Raw genomic sequence first — 14,889 nt, 5'->3', positions numbered from 1 at the left:
CGGGTCACCGATCAGGCAGACAGTTCACGTAGCACGCGCTTGAGCACCTTCCCGGTCGGATTGCGCGGCAGTTCATCGATGAACAGCACGTCGCGAGGGACCTTGAAGCGGGCGAGATGGGACTTGACGTGCTCGCGGACCTCGTCTGCGGTCAGGGTGTGCCCGGCACGGACCACGACCACCGCGCGCAGGCGCTGGCCGTACTTCTCGTCGGCGACGCCGAACGCACTGACCTCGGCGACGGCCGGGTGCGCGGCGAGCAGTTCCTCCACCTCGCCGGGGAAGACGTTCTCGCCGCCGGAGACGATCATGTCGTCGTCGCGGCCGTCGACGAAAAGCCTTCCCGCCCTGTCGAAGTGGCCGACATCGCCGGTCGACATCAGGCCGCCGATGCGGGCCTTGTCGCCGCCGCCGGTGTAGCCCTCGAACTGGTAGTTGTTGCCGACGAAGATGCGGCCGGGCACGCCGGGCGGCACCTCGGCGTCGTTGCTGTCGACGATCTTCACGACGGTGCCGGGCACCGGGGTGCCGACACAGCCGGGCTCGACGGCAAGATCGGCGGGCGTGGCAATGGTCGCGTAGGCCACCTCGGTGGATCCGTAGACGTTGTAGACCACCGGGCCGAAGGCCGCTGTCACCCGAATGCACAGCTCCGCACCCAGCTGCGAGCCGGCGACGAAGATAATGCGTAACCGCGGGAAGCGGTGCCCGGCGAAGCCTTTCGGACCGGCATCCACGAGACGCTGCAACATGACCGGCACCGCGATCAGCGCGGTGGCGCGATGCCGGGCCATGCTGTCGAGCACGGCCTGCGGATCGAAGCGACGCCGGATCACCAGGGTGGAGCCGAAGCCGACGGCCAGGATGGCGTGCGCGAAGCCGAGCGTATGAAACAGCGGCGCAGGGCATTCGGTGATCTCGCGGGCCCGGAACGGCACTTTGCCGAGGATGGCGCCCAGCGGCGCGAGCGAGCTCGGTTCGCTGCGCGGCGCGCCCTTCGGAGTCCCGGTCGTCCCGCTGGTCAACAGGATGATCTTGGCGGTGGTGGTGGCCCGACGCGGCGGCGTGCGCGCACCGCCCGCGATCAGATTGTCGAGGGTGTCGACGCCGGGCTTGCCGACCCAGGCGCGATAGCGCCCACGCCGCGGCGTGAGATCACCGAGCATGCCGGAGTATTCGTCGTCGAAGACCAGCAGATCCACGCCCTCGCGGGCAACGACCTCACGGAGCTGTGGACCGGCGAAATCGGTGTTCAGCAACACGATTCGGGCACCGCACTTGGCCGCGGCGAACACCGCGTAGTGGAAGCCCCGATGGTTGCGCGCCAGGATCGCGACACCCTCGCCATCGCGCAGACCTCGGGCGCGCCACGCATTGGCGAGCGCGGTGCTGCGCGCGTCGAGTTCGCGGAACGTGACGGTACCGATTTCGTCGATGATGGCGGCGCGATCCCCATAGCGCAGGGCGGCCACCGTCGTGAGCCCGCCGAGCATGCCCGAGCGCAGCACCGCGACGCCCATCCTGGCGAGCCGGTCCGGGCGCTCCGGCGCCGCCAGTCCGGCGCGGACCGCGAGCGCGGCGTAATAGGTTTCCTCGGCGGCCCGACGCGCCGCGGTAGCGGCCAGCGCCCCGACTTTGCTGGTCAACTTCATGATTCAGCTCTCCTGCTGGGCAGTGCCCGACCGAACACCGTCGACCGCGCCGTGCTCGTGGCCGAGGTCTTGCTGATCCGCAGCCGTCGAGGCGGGTGTTGCATGCTCGGCTGTACCCAAGGTGAGGGCGAGCGCCCTCACAGTAAAGCGTGCCGAACGGGTTCGTCGAGTGAGCGGCACCCACCCCACCCACATGACCCGACTATCCAGTCACATGATGGACCAATGGATATCGCCGATATATCGCTCCCCGATCGGGCAGTGCCGAGCGCAGATCACCCCGCGGCCGCCTCGTAGGTTCCCGCACTGACCCGCCACGAGCCGGCGAGGGTCAGCCGAGGGCGGCGGTGAACCCGACGACCAGCTCGGCGACCTGATCGTCGGTCATCACGAACGACGGCGAGATCTGCATCGCGCCCTGGCCCGCCGCACGACCCGAAACACCGTGTGCACGAAGGGTTTTCACCAGCGGAAGCGCTTCCGATGGGTCGGCGAGCTGGATCGCGGCGACCGCACCGAGACCGCTGCGCACTTCGGCGACGCGCGAGTGCCCGGCCAATGGCGCCAACTTGTCATGCAGGGTCGATTCCAGGCGCTTCGCCTCGTTCAGCAGACCCTCGCGCTCGATGATCTCCAGATTGGCCAGCGCGGCCGCGGCGGCGCCGGCATGGCCGCCGTAGGTGTAACCGTGACGCCACCACACGCCCCCGCTGAAGAACGGTTCCGCGACGCGCGGGGCGATGAAGACCGCACCCATCGGAACGTAGCCGGAAGTCAGGCCCTTGGCGGTGGTCATGAGGTCGGGCGCGAGATCGAATCGGGACGAGGCGAACCAGGATCCGCCGATACGCCCGAACCCCGTGACGACCTCGTCGACCACGAACAGGATGTCGTTGTCGCGGCAGATACGGCGGACCTCGGCCAGATAGCCGTCCGGCGGAAGATAGACACCGCCCGCGCCGATGATGGGCTCGCAGAAGAACGCCGCGACGCGTTCGGCGCCGACTTCCTCGATCAAGGCAAGCAGCGATTTCGCGTCATCCCACTCGACGGTGCGCGCATCGGCCATCAGTTCGCCATAGCCTTCCCGGTTGACCGGGATGCCCGCCAACGCCGTTCCCGCGACATGCATTCCGTGATACGCGCGCTGACGGCCGACCACGATCGTCTTGTCCGGCCGCCCCATCTCGTGCCAATACCGCCGTGCCAGCTTCGCCGCGGTGTCGACCGAATCCGAGCCACCGGAAGTGAAGAAGATCTTGCTGCCGGGCACCGGTGCAATCGTCGCCAGCTTCTCCGCGAGCAGTTGGGTGGCGGGTTCGGCGAAGTCGCCGAAGTTCGAGTAGTGCGCGATGGTGCGCAGTTGCGCGGCGACGGCATCGGCGATCTCGGCGCGCCCGTGCCCGACATTGGTGAACCACAGACCCGCGGTCGCATCCAGATACCTGGTGCCCGCCTCGTCCCAGATGTAGGCGCCCTCCCCGCGCGCGACAACGAACGCCCCGTCCCGTTCGACGGCACCCATATCGGCGAACCCATGCCATAGCGCACTCATACCAACCACCTTTACCTCGAGAACCGAATCATTCGTCCGCACCCCGCCAGCGGCTGCTCAGATCGCCGAGGGCGGCGACGGCCACCGCGAGCAGCGCGAACGCCACAACCAGAACCACCAATCCGATGGTCATCGACACATACCCCTGCTGCCGCGGGTCCATGAACGGGTACGGGTACCACTTCACGAACACACCACGGAACAGGGTGTAAGCGCAGTATGTCACCGGGTAGGCCAGCCAGCCCGCGATCAGCGGACCGTTGACCCTGATCGCCACCGGGACCAGCGCCCAGTCCGCGATCATCACGATCGGCATGATCCGATGCAGCACGTCATCGGCCCAGTGCTGTTCGTTCCCGGCGTCGATGTGCGCGAGCAGTACCGCGTACACGATGCCGGTAATGACCAGATACAGCGTGCCGGCGCCGCGGACCAGCTGCCACCGCTGATCGATCGGATCGAGCAGCGCGCCGACCAGCAGCACGATCACCCCGAGAATGTTCGATTGGATCGTGAAATAGCTGAAATGGTTGTCCAGCGAGTAGCCGAACGATCCATGGTCGTGGATGGGACCACAGATCAGCGCCACCAGGCCCAGCGCAGCGAACCCGATACGCAGGACACGAACCCACCATGGAGCCATCCCGACGGCGTTCACGGTGCGATTGTTGCATAGCCTGGGAACTGCCAGACCATTGCTCAGGGGGATGCCGGTGCCGGCCGATGCACCCGCGTGCCGGCCGTTGGCAGTGCCGACCAGCCCAATGTCCGGCGCGCCCAGCCGAATTCGAATGCCTCCGAGGGTGAGTGACCACGCTCAGTCCGTCGAGGCAGGTCCGCGCCGGCGGGCACTGAGTGCGCCGGCGGTCATGTCTGGAACGTCCCACATCAGGATGGCTTTTACGGGTGAACCCGGCGCGCCGACATCGCGGTGTCAGCGCCGGCGCGCACGGTGTGCTCGCTGGATGCCCGGGCCCGCCCCGGGGTTCGACGAGCGGTCCGCAGAAACGTTTCGCTACGCTGGTAGACGCAATGACCAGGACAGCCGACCCGACTCTCCGCGAGCTTCGTGACCGCCTGGCCGCCGTGACCCTCCGCGACGAACACCGGTTGCGCCGACGCCTGGACCGGGCCCGCGGCGACGATCTCACCGCCGTCGCGGTCGACATCGCGGCTGCCGAGGGACGCATCGAGGCCCGCCGCGCGGCAGTACCCGAAATCCGCTACCCCGAACAGCTGCCGGTATCCGCGCGCCGCGAAGACATCGCGAAGGCGATCGCCGAGAACCAAGTGGTGATCGTCGCGGGCGAGACCGGCTCCGGTAAGACCACCCAGATCCCCAAGATCTGCCTGGAAATCGGCCGCGGCATCCGCGGGACGATCGGGCACACCCAGCCGCGCAGGCTGGCCGCACGCACCGTCGCCGAACGCATCGCCGAGGAACTCGGCACCGAACTCGGTGACGTCGTCGGCTACACCGTGCGGTTCACCGATCAGGCGTCCGATCGCACGCTGGTCAAGCTGATGACCGACGGCATCCTGCTCGCCGAAATCCAGCGCGACCGGCTGCTGCGCCGCTATGACACGATCATCATCGACGAAGCGCACGAACGCAGCCTCAATATCGATTTCCTGCTCGGGTATCTCAAACAGTTGCTGCCGCGCAGGCCGGATCTCAAGGTGATCATCACCTCCGCGACCATCGACCCGGAACTGTTCGCACGCCACTTCGGTGACGAATCCGGCACTCCCGCACCGATTGTCGAGGTCTCCGGCCGGTCCTATCCGGTGGAGATCCGCTACCGGCCACTCGCGCTCGAACTACCTGGTTCCTCCGACGACGAAGACGACGAAGACACCAGGATCGTCGACCGCGACCCGGTCGACGCCATCGGTGAGGCGGTCCGGGAACTGTTCACCGAGGGCGACGGCGATGTCCTGGTGTTCCTGTCCGGGGAGCGCGAAATCCGCGACGCCGCAGACGCGCTGCGTGACCTGAAGCTCCCGCGCACCGAGATCCTCCCGCTGTACGCGCGCCTGTCGACCGCCGAGCAGCACCGGGTATTCGCCCCGCATCCCGGCCGTCGTGTGGTGCTCGCCACCAATGTCGCGGAGACCTCGCTGACCGTGCCCGGCATCCGCTACGTCATCGACCCCGGCACCGCGCGCATCTCCCGGTATTCGATGCGCACCAAGGTGCAGCGCCTGCCCATCGAAGAGGTCTCGCAGGCCTCGGCCCGTCAGCGCGCCGGGCGCTGTGGTCGCGTGGCCGACGGCATCTGCATCCGCCTCTACTCCGAGGACGACTTCGAATCCAGGCCGGCTTTCACCGAACCGGAGATCCTGCGCACCAATCTGGCCGCTGTCATCTTGCAGATGACCGCGCTCGACCTCGGTGACATCGAGAACTTCCCGTTCGTGGAGGCGCCGGACCGTCGCGCCATCCGCGACGGCATCGCGCTGCTGGAGGAACTCGGAGCGCTCGCACCACGCGCTACGGCGAAACCCACGCGGCGACCCCCATCGACCGAGATCGACGACCGAACACAGCGCGGTTCCGACCTGGACGCAGGCGAGGAGCGGCAGCGTGACGACAGCGCCGCACACATGCCGGTTCTCGACAGTGCGCCGACCGGCGACGCCACGCTGACGCTGACGCCGGTCGGGCGCGAAATGGCGCAACTACCGGTCGATCCGCGCATGGCGCGCATGCTTGTCGAGGCGAACCGCAACGGCTGCCTGGCCGATGTCCTGGTCATCGTGGCCGCCCTATCGATCCAAGATGTGCGTGAACGCCCCGCCGACCATCAGCAGGCTGCCGACACCAAGCACGCACGGTTCGTCGTGGAAGGCTCGGATTTCCTCGCCTACCTACGGCTGTGGGAGTACCTCACCGAACAGCGGAAATCGCTGTCCGCCAACCAATTCCGCCGGATGTGTCGCGACGAGTACCTGCACTATCTGCGAATTCGGGAATGGCAGGACCTACACGGGCAACTACGGACCATCACGCGGGGACTCGGCTGGTCGGCACAGGCAGACAGCGGCGCGCCCAGCGGCGGGATCTCCGATTCCCCAGCAGATGGCGAGCGCCGCCCGCGCCGCGGACGGCGCGACAGACGTGCATCGAACCCCAAGGCCGACAACGCTTCCACTGCTGCCGCATCCGGACAGCAGACCGGATCGCGGCGCGGTAGACAGCCCGAGTCCACAGTGCAGGCTGCACCCCTCGACGAGGACGGCACCGCCTGGGATTCCACCTCGATCCACCAGGCACTGCTGGCAGGCATGCTGTCGCATATCGGTGTCCGAGAAGCGGAATCACGCGAATTCGTCGGCGCGCGCAACGCCAAGTTCATGATCTTCCCCGGCTCCTCCCTCGCGAAGAAGCCGCCGCGCTGGGTGATGGCCGCGGAACTGGTCGAGACATCGCGGCTGTGGGGCCGGATGGCCGCAAGAGTGGAACCGGAATGGGCCGAGCGCCTAGCCGGCGATCTGGTGAAACGCACATACTCCGAACCGCATTGGTCCGCCAAGCGCGGCGCCGCCCGCGCTTACGAGCGCGTCACCCTTTACGGCGTCCCGCTGGTGACCAGCCGCCCCGTCGATTACGGCCGTATCGATCCTGGGCTATCGCGCGAACTGTTCATTCGGCACGCACTGGTGCAGGGCGAATGGCAGACCCACCACGAGTTCTTCCACCGCAACCGCGCTCTGCTGGACGACGTGGCCGATCTGGAACATCGTGCCCGCCGCCGCGACATCCTCGTCGATGACGAGGTGCTCTTCGAGTTCTACGATCGGCGCGTCCCAGCCGACATCGTGTCGGTGCGGCATTTCGACAGCTGGTGGCGTACCGCGAAGCGCAAAGATCCCGCGCAGCTGGACTTCTCGACCGACACCGTCGTCAACGAGGGCGCGGGGACCCTCGATCCGACCGATTTCCCCGATGCGTGGCGTCAGGGCGAGCTGAGCTTCCCGCTCACCTACCAATTCGAGCCGGGCAACGACGACGACGGCGTCACGGTCCGCATCCCGGTAGCACAGCTGGCCCACGTTCGGCCGGTCGGGTTCGACTGGCTGGTGCCGGGCATGCGCGACGAGCTCGCCGCCGCCATGATCAAGACACTGCCGAAGACATTGCGCCGCACCGTTGTTCCGGCGCCCGACTTCGCCGCTGCCGCGCTCGCCGCGCTCACTCCGCGCGCCGAACCGCTGCGCACCGGCCTGGCACGGGAGCTGTCGCGCCTCGGCTCGGTCACGATCACGCCGAAGGATCTCGACCCCGCCGCTCTGCCCGACCATCTGCGCATGACCTTCGCGGCCACGGACGCCTCCGGGCGCACCCTGGCCAGCGGCAAGAGTCTCTCTCAGCTGAAAACCCAACTGGCCACAGAGGTTTCCGCCTCCGTCGCCCGCGCCACCGCAGGCGCCGAGCGGGCCCCCACCACGGTGTGGACCTCGGAGTCCCTCGGCACGGTCGAGTCCACCGTACGCCGCGAAGTGGCCGGGCAGACGGTCACCGGCTATCCGGCGCTGGTGCCGGAGGGCGACGGTGTCGCCGTGCGGGTGCTCAGCTCCCCCAGAGAACAGGCCGCAGCGATGCGGGCGGGCACACGCGCGCTGGTGCTGCGTGCGATTCCCACCTCGCCGCGTGCGGTGACGGCCGGACTGTCGGCCGCGGATCGTCTTGCGCTGAGCCAGAACCCGTACGGCTCGCTGGAGGCCCTCGTCGAGGACTGCCGGGCCGCCGCCGCCGAGGAACTCATCGCCGCCGCGGGCGGTCCTGTTCGCAGTCCCGACCGTTTCGACGCCCTCGTCGCCGCCGTCCGGCCGAAGCTCGCCGACGCCGTCACCCGCTTCGTGCGCGTGGCTGTCCCGGTCCTCGCCGGGGCACACCAACTTTCGGTGGCACTGGCGGCGGCCACCGACCGCGATATCGCCGACGATGTCCGCCATCAGCTCGGCGAGCTGGTGTTCCCCGGCTTCATCTCCGAATGGGGCGGCACCCGGCTTCGGGAACTGCCCCGGTATCTGCGGGCGGCGACCGTGCGCCTGGAGTCGCTGCCTGGCTCGGCCGTCCGCGATCGTCAGGCCACGATCGAGCTCGACCGGGCGCTGGCCGCCTACGACCGGCTCATCGCTGCCCTTCCGGAGAACCGCAAGCACGCCAGCGCTGTGACCGAAATCTGGTGGATGATCGAGGAATTCCGGGTCAGCCTGTTCGCCCAGAAGCTCGGCACACCCTTCCCCGTCTCGGCCAAGCGCATCGAGAAGGCGATCGACGCGGTACGTCGCTAGCTAATGTCGCTTCGTTCGGCCCGGCGTCACTCGACGGTTGCCGCGACAGTCGATTCGTCCCGATGCCGGCGCAAGTCCGCGATCTCGCGCTCGAAATCGTCGGCTGAAGTGAAGGACCTGTAGACCGAGGCGAAGCGCAGGTAGGCGACCTCGTCGAGATCACGCAGCGGGCCGAGGATGGCCAGTCCGACTTCGTGGCTCGGCACTTCCGGCGAACCCTTGGCCCGCACGGCGTCCTCGACCTGCTGGGCCAGCAGGTTCAGCGCGTCCTCGGCGACCTCGCGTCCCTGGCAGGCACGACGCACGCCTCGGATGACCTTCTCGCGGCTGAACGGTTCGGTGACACCACTGCGTTTGACCACGGACAGAATGGCGGTCTCGACCGTGGTAAAGCGTCTGCCACACTGCGGGCAGGAACGACGGCGGCGGATGGCCGCACCTTCCTCGGCCTCACGCGAGTCGACGACCCGCGAGTCAGGGTGTCGGCAGTACGGGCAATGCATCCGGGAGATCCTTCGTCGATGCGCGCGCTCGCGTCCGGGCCGGCTCCGATTGGGGTGACCATTCCGGCGAGCACGTGTACAGGGGTCTAGACCTATACGTCCATAGCACTTCGAGGATACCCGGGCCGGGTCGGCGGCCCTCCCTCGCGTCACTCGCCGATCCGCCACCGCGTTGTCATGTCCGCGATCAGTTCGGGGATTCGCTGGATCATCCGGCCGTGGGCGAGCTTGTTCCAGAACGACTCACCGAGCCAGGCGGCGGCGAACGGCGGATTGCGTTCCATGTCCACATGGCGCGGCACCAGGTCGCCCGTGATGTAGGTCCAGCGGGTGTCCCGGTCGGCCCAGTTGAAGTCCGGCAGCGGGGTGCGCAGCGCCACCGTGCATCCGGCAATGTCGGCGCGAACGGTCGCCGGAGCGAACACGCCCGGCGCCAGGACGCCCGGCACGGCAGGCTTGCCCGCCACGGTGCTCACGTAGGTGAGGACCCGGCCGATGGCACCGCGGCCTGCGGAGGTCGCGTCCCACTGATCGGCAATGACCCGATTCTGTTCACGATCGGTCATCCGGACCAGCGCGTCCTCGTACCCGCCCTGCGTGTGCGAGTCGATCGACTGCCAGGCGGCACGGATGTCCGCGTCGATCACCCCTGCGGCATACATCTCGTCGATCCCCGCCATCCCCAGCGCGACATAGGCTTCATGCATGGGCACCAGGTCGGTGAAGATGTGCTTCTGCATGATCATCAGCCGGGTCTGATACCAGGCGACATCCTGGGCGCTCAGGCGTGCGCCCTCGGTGGCGAGCAACCTGATGTCCGCAGGCACCTTGCGTACCAATTCCTCTGGGGTAGCTCGCAACAGGTCGGCCACCGCATTGCCGAGCTGATGGACGCCGGACACGTCGAGCACCACACCGATATCACCGAGATCGAAGAAGCCCGAGGCGAAGGAGCCACCCGCGATGCCGGCGAGGCCAGCCCACCAGAACTCTGGATGCTGGTTGGCGAGCCGGAAGTAGTTGACGTACACCAGAGTGAAAGTGTTCTGGTTGGCGCGCACGCCGCGCGCCGGATCCCAGGTCGCCAGATCTATCGCGGCGTTGCGGGTGGAGACCACCAGCCAATACTGATGCAGCAGCGTGGCATACCGTTGCGGCGCTACCCCGTCGGCTCTGGCCGCGTCGAGCGCCGCGCGCAAGGCCGGTTCATCCAGCGGGACAACCGGGTTCAGTCCGCCGCCCGCACCGCCGTCGCCGTTGATCGTGGGCAGGTCCAAATATGCCGCATACGCGGGAGCGGCATACGCGGTGGGAATCGCGGTGAACCCGACGACAAGACAGGCGAACAGCCCGACGGCCCGGACGAACAGCCGGGGCAAGTGTCCGGCCGAACCGAACCGCTTACTCACGCCGGGCCGATCGGATCCGCCTGATCGTCCGTCGACGCCCGACCGGTCGGTGCTACCGAAAGTTCGAGCGGTACTGAGGTGCGTCATCGCATGGAATCCTGTTGCCTGAGTCACGTTTTCAGGACAGTAGCAACATGTTCTACTTTGCGATCAACAAATTCGGCCACCATTCGTGGCGGATCGGCCGATGCCATCCGCCACAGCGGCCCGCACTAGCGCGGCACCCCGGCCCCAGCAACGTCAGGAACGAGTTGCCCGTCGACGCCCCGCTGTTCGAACACCGCAGGCACCGTCGTCGGCCCACCTTTGTCGAGAGTGCCCGCCCGCAGGTGCGCGAGTCCGATCAATGCCGTCACAACCAGCGCACTCAGCAGCGCAGCCACCGCGAGCACCGCGAAACCGACCTGAGCCTGCTCGACCATCTCCGTCGGGTGCGGGCCCCGCGCCTGCCGGACCAGCGGCGCCGTCCGGACGCGATGCTCGTACAACGCCACCGTGCCACGCGGCCGGCTTCCACGCGGGCGTCGGTCCGCGATGGACCGCTGCGCCGAATCGAACGCCCGCACCGCACCGCGATGCTGACGCTGCACGCGCGGAACAGAATCGAAGCCGAGATCGGCCCCGCCTTCGACCGAATCGACGGCGCCGGTCGCGCCGATGGTGCTGATGTCGCTGATCGCTGTGCTCATCGGACAAACCTCCGTGGTGGGCTGCTGGCTGGAGACTCGACGGGGTAGCTATTCGATCACGTGTTCGAAGAACTTGTGTTCGATTTCTACCACGCGACGCCGACAAAGTCAGCAGAAACGCCCGACATGCCTCGAACAGATGTTTGAAACATCGGCTCGACCGGACTAGATTCGTAAGACGAAATCAACGACAGGTGAAGGGCGGTTGCGGTGAGCCACATAGACGACACGGGCGACGAGAGCGTAGGAGGCACCGACCCATCCGGGGCCTGGGCGGATCTCACCGTGCGTCAGCGCAAGGTACTGGAGGTCATCCGCACCTCGGTGAGCGACCGTGGCTACCCGCCGAGCATTCGGGAGATCGGCGATGCCGTCGGGCTGACCTCCACCTCGTCGGTGGCCCACCAACTCAGGACGCTGGAGCGCAAAGGCTTTCTCCGGCGCGACCCGAATCGTCCACGCGCCGTGGACGTTCGCGGTCTCGACGAGGCGGTCCGCGCGGTAACCAGCCTGTCCACGGCCGAGGAATCCGATCCGAACAGGCCGACACCGACCTTTGTCCCGGTTCTCGGCCGAATCGCCGCCGGTGGCCCGATCCTGGCCGAACAAGCGGTCGAGGACGTCTTTCCGCTGCCCCGCGAATTGGTCGGCGACGGGTCGCTGTTCCTGCTCAAGGTCGTCGGTGAGTCGATGATCGACGCGGCCATCTGTGACGGCGACTGGGTGGTCGTGCGTCAGCAGAACGTCGCCGACAACGGTGACATCGTGGCCGCGATGATCGAGGGCGAAGCGACGGTCAAGACCTTCAAACGCACCGGCAAGGATGTCTGGCTGATGCCGCACAACCCGCTGTTCGAGCCGATCGCGGGCAACGACGCGCGGATCCTCGGCAAGGTCGTCACCGTCATCCGCAAGATCTGACGCGAGAGTCATAGCGGTGCGCGAGGCCACGAGGCCCGCGCACCGCGTCGGCTACCACCGCTTCGGCATGGCCGACCAGAAGTCCGCCTGATATTCAGCGGCATAGTTGTCAACGAGCTTGCTTCCGCCGGGCCGGAACGACATGACTTGCGGCGCAGCCGAATCGTAGGCCGGAATGGGCTGGAGTCCGGCCGGATCTGGGCCGCCTGCGATCGTGAAACGACTCCAATACCTTCGCATTTCGCCGGCGAGGCGCTGCTGATCCGGACTGGTCACCGGGTTGTAGACCCAGCTCAGGTCGCGCATGCTGAACAGCCCGAACAACTCGCTCGCGTGATACGCGCCCATCGGGAAATTGGACGGTGGCGCGAGCGGCGCGGGATCGTCGAACGAGTACACGTAGGTCGGGTTGGTCCGGCTCAATTCCCCATATTCGTCGATCAGCCCGGACAGCATCCGATCTGTCCACGCCCTCGTCAGTGCGAGTGCGGGCTGCGCGTAGTCCGACACCGGGTATTGGCGTTCTACGCTGGTGATCTGCTCCGGCGTCAGATCCGGCATGGCAGCGACCAACGCGTCGTGATACCCCTCGGCGGTCAGCGGCATGCCCAGCCCGTACATCGTGTACACCCGTAGTGCCATCTCATCGTGGTTCGCGCCGACCAGAATCGGCAGCCGCGGTATGACTCCGCCACGCACGGCAGCCCGTGGACCACTGGGCAGGAAGGCGCCACCGGACACGGTGCCGGTGACCGGATCCGACACCAACACATCGTCGGGCAGCCCACGCAGACAGGCCGCGACATCCGGTCCGGAGCAACCGTGCCGCGCCGCATAGGCGTCACCGTCGCTCATCGCTCGAGCCACCGGCACCGCATCCGCGCACGGCCCGCTCTGCATGATCGCGGCGTGGAACAGTCCGCGCGAGCTCGGCGCGGCCAGCTGCGAGCACACCGAACTGGCGCCCGCGGACTCGCCGGCCAGGGTGACCCGACCGGGATCGCCGCCGAACGCGGCGATATTGCGCTGCACCCACCGCAACGCGGCCTGCTGATCGAGCAGACCGTAGTTGCCGGAACCGGAGCCGTCATCCAGCGCCGTCGCGGCGAGAAATCCGAGCGTCCCCAGCCGATAGTTGATGGTCACGACGATGACGTCGCCATCGCCGCTGGTGATGAGCGGGCCCGCGCCATACACCTCGCTGGACCCGCTGGTGAAGCTCCCACCGTGAATCCAGACCAGCACCGGCAACTGCTGCCCATCTACCGGCAGCGTGCGCGGCGTCGAAACATTCAGGTACAGACAGTCCTCCGACTTCGCGGTGCCAGAAGTCAGTACCTCGAACGCACCGTTTCCCTGCGGACAACTCGGGCCCGCACTGGTGGCATCCCGTATGCCGGACCACGACCCCGGTAACGCGGGAGGTCGCCAGCGCAGCTCACCTACCGGTGGTGCCGCATAGGGAATCCCCTCGAACAACCGCAGATCGGCAGACTGCCTGCCGCGCAACTGTCCGGTGTCGACGGCGACCACATCCGATGCGGCTGCCATAGGCGTTGCCGAGGCCGGTAGGGCGAACCCGACCAGCACAATAAGCAGACCAGTGATGGCCGACCAGGCATGTTTCATCACAGACACACTAACCAGCCTTCCCGCGCCCGCGCGGCCGCCGCACCGCGCAGCTTCCAGCAGACGCGGCCCTCCGCCACCGTCCCGGGCCGCGGCCCCCGGTCGCGGCGAGGACACCCGCTTCATCTGGCTCAGCACATGACCGCGACACCGCCTGCGCCGCTCCGCATCGCCCGCTATCGCTTCATTGCAACGAACTGGGCGAGAGATCCGTTGCGGTAGAAGTCATCTCGACGCAGACCTGCTGCGTCGAGCCAACCGAGAAGTTCCTCGGCGGTACACGGCGGACCGAACACTCCAACCGCACCGAGGGCCTGGATCTGCCGGTCATAGCGAGCGGAGACGCCAGAAACCACGCAGCTGCCCACCACAGTGCCACCGGGGCGAAGGACTCGGGCGAGCGACGCAATCGCTGCGCCGGGGTCGGGCATACAGTGCAGGCCCGCGAAGGTCACCACAAGGTCGAATTCGTCATCAGCGAAGGGCAGCTCGACGACGTCCGCTCGCACGTACTCGATCTCGGACAGACCATTGCGCTCGGCAACACGCCGAGCCGCGTCGAGCTGGTTGTCGGAGATGTCCGTGGCGACATAGCGAACCTTCTGACGTGGATCGAGACGGCGCAATGTGACGCCACCGCCGACTGGCAGATCCAAAATGCTTGCGCCGTCCGAGATCCGGTTCACAACATCCATCGCCGCATACATCCGGTCGGTGTCGCACCCCCACAGTGCCCGACCGACCGGCCTGGCGATCGACGGGCGGTCGAGGACCGCGTCGTAGACCCGGGCGCCGACAGCGCCGAACACCGGATTCTGCCAAACCTGCCTGACGTCAACCATTTTCACTCCCTCGGCGCGGTGCGGTCAGCATAGTCCGGGAAAGTGTCTGCGTGTGTCCGGTGTAGAAACGACGAAAGCCCCCGACCGAAGTCGGGGGCTCTCGCGAATGATGTTCCGGCGGTGTCCTACTCTCCCACACCCTGTCGAGTGCAGTACCATCGGCGCTGGCAGGCTTAGCTTCCGGGTTCGGAATGGGACCGGGCGTTTCCCTGCCGCTATGGCCGCCGTAACTCTATGAAACTGTCACACAAAGAACACACCAAACAATCACCAGTATCACCGGCTCATGCAAGGGCGCTTCTGTATCTGTGTGTTGTTTCAGATACCGCACAGTGGACGCGTAGCTTCTTTGTTGGTAAGTCCTCGGCCGATTAGTACCAGTCACCTA

At 67.0% G+C, this 14,889-nt stretch carries 10 protein-coding genes and 1 rRNA gene; 2 read left to right on the top strand and 9 right to left on the bottom strand.

Annotation, left to right across the window (positions count from 1 at the left end; all coding sequences use genetic code 11):
* Nucleotides 1-11 precede the first annotated feature (11 nt).
* The 3 genes from ACFU4Z_RS21035 to ACFU4Z_RS21025 all read right to left on the bottom strand — a co-directional run bounded on the left by ACFU4Z_RS21035 (nucleotide 12) and on the right by ACFU4Z_RS21025 (nucleotide 3,865).
* Entirely contained in the window at nucleotides 12-1,652 is a 1,641-nt protein-coding gene (locus ACFU4Z_RS21035) for an acyl-CoA synthetase (protein WP_379065459.1), read from the bottom strand.
* 331 nt (nucleotides 1,653-1,983) lie between these two features.
* Nucleotides 1,984-3,207: an aspartate aminotransferase family protein gene (locus ACFU4Z_RS21030; RefSeq protein WP_379065457.1), complete on the bottom strand. Its 1,224-nt coding sequence runs from the start codon at nucleotides 3,205-3,207 to the stop codon at nucleotides 1,984-1,986.
* A gap of 28 nt (nucleotides 3,208-3,235) precedes the next feature.
* A complete protein-coding gene (locus ACFU4Z_RS21025) occupies nucleotides 3,236-3,865 on the bottom strand; it encodes a Pr6Pr family membrane protein (protein WP_379065455.1) in 630 nt (209 codons plus the stop codon).
* 374 nt (nucleotides 3,866-4,239) lie between these two features.
* Here ACFU4Z_RS21025 and hrpA point away from each other — a divergent pair, with 374 nt between their 5' ends.
* Nucleotides 4,240-8,508 carry an ATP-dependent RNA helicase HrpA gene (gene hrpA / locus ACFU4Z_RS21020; RefSeq protein ID WP_379065452.1) on the top strand — a complete coding sequence of 1,423 codons (4,269 nt, stop codon included), beginning with the start codon at nucleotides 4,240-4,242 and terminating at the stop codon, nucleotides 8,506-8,508.
* Between the two features lie 26 nt (nucleotides 8,509-8,534).
* Here hrpA and nrdR read toward each other — a convergent pair whose 3' ends face one another.
* From nrdR to ACFU4Z_RS21005, 3 genes are all read right to left on the bottom strand, one after another.
* On the bottom strand, nucleotides 8,535-9,011 hold the full coding sequence (gene nrdR / locus ACFU4Z_RS21015; protein ID WP_379065449.1) for a transcriptional regulator NrdR: 477 nt from the start codon (nucleotides 9,009-9,011) through the stop codon (nucleotides 8,535-8,537).
* A 149-nt stretch (nucleotides 9,012-9,160) separates the two neighbouring features.
* A complete protein-coding gene (locus ACFU4Z_RS21010; protein WP_379065447.1) occupies nucleotides 9,161-10,420 on the bottom strand; it encodes a hypothetical protein in 1,260 nt (419 codons plus the stop codon).
* Between the two features lie 212 nt (nucleotides 10,421-10,632).
* Nucleotides 10,633-11,109 carry a hypothetical protein gene (locus tag ACFU4Z_RS21005; protein WP_379065445.1) on the bottom strand — a complete coding sequence of 159 codons (477 nt, stop codon included), beginning with the start codon at nucleotides 11,107-11,109 and terminating at the stop codon, nucleotides 10,633-10,635.
* Between the two features lie 219 nt (nucleotides 11,110-11,328).
* Here ACFU4Z_RS21005 and lexA point away from each other — a divergent pair, with 219 nt between their 5' ends.
* The gene (lexA, locus tag ACFU4Z_RS21000; protein ID WP_379065954.1) at nucleotides 11,329-12,030 is read left to right on the top strand and encodes a transcriptional repressor LexA; all 702 of its coding nucleotides are present in this window, start codon (nucleotides 11,329-11,331) and stop codon (nucleotides 12,028-12,030) included.
* Nucleotides 12,031-12,081: 51 nt separating this feature from the next.
* Here lexA and ACFU4Z_RS20995 read toward each other — a convergent pair whose 3' ends face one another.
* The 3 genes from ACFU4Z_RS20995 to rrf form a co-directional block, all read right to left on the bottom strand.
* Nucleotides 12,082-13,659, bottom strand: a complete 1,578-nt coding sequence (locus ACFU4Z_RS20995) for a carboxylesterase/lipase family protein (RefSeq protein ID WP_379065443.1) — start codon at nucleotides 13,657-13,659, stop codon at nucleotides 12,082-12,084.
* A gap of 176 nt (nucleotides 13,660-13,835) precedes the next feature.
* Nucleotides 13,836-14,501: a class I SAM-dependent methyltransferase gene (locus tag ACFU4Z_RS20990; RefSeq protein ID WP_379065441.1), complete on the bottom strand. Its 666-nt coding sequence runs from the start codon at nucleotides 14,499-14,501 to the stop codon at nucleotides 13,836-13,838.
* A 112-nt stretch (nucleotides 14,502-14,613) separates the two neighbouring features.
* Nucleotides 14,614-14,730: ribosomal RNA gene (rrf, locus tag ACFU4Z_RS20985) — 5S ribosomal RNA — on the bottom strand.
* Nucleotides 14,731-14,889: the final 159 nt, after the last annotated feature.

Source organism: Nocardia sp. NPDC057440, assembly GCF_042802915.1.
GTDB lineage: Bacteria > Actinomycetota > Actinomycetes > Mycobacteriales > Mycobacteriaceae > Nocardia.
Note: the sequence above shows the minus strand (reverse complement) of the source record. Positions and strands in the feature narration are given on the sequence as shown.

Coding starts and splice junctions, on each gene's coding strand:
- ACFU4Z_RS21035 (WP_379065459.1), bottom strand. CDS start 1,652: ATGAAGTTGACCAGCAAAGTCGGGGCGCTGGCCGCTACCGCGGCGCGT.
- ACFU4Z_RS21030 (WP_379065457.1), bottom strand. CDS start 3,207: ATGAGTGCGCTATGGCATGGGTTCGCCGATATGGGTGCCGTCGAACGG.
- hrpA (WP_379065452.1), top strand. CDS start 4,240: ATGACCAGGACAGCCGACCCGACTCTCCGCGAGCTTCGTGACCGCCTG.
- nrdR (WP_379065449.1), bottom strand. CDS start 9,011: ATGCATTGCCCGTACTGCCGACACCCTGACTCGCGGGTCGTCGACTCG.
- ACFU4Z_RS21005 (WP_379065445.1), bottom strand. CDS start 11,109: ATGAGCACAGCGATCAGCGACATCAGCACCATCGGCGCGACCGGCGCC.
- ACFU4Z_RS20995 (WP_379065443.1), bottom strand. CDS start 13,659: ATGAAACATGCCTGGTCGGCCATCACTGGTCTGCTTATTGTGCTGGTC.
- ACFU4Z_RS20990 (WP_379065441.1), bottom strand. CDS start 14,501: ATGGTTGACGTCAGGCAGGTTTGGCAGAATCCGGTGTTCGGCGCTGTC.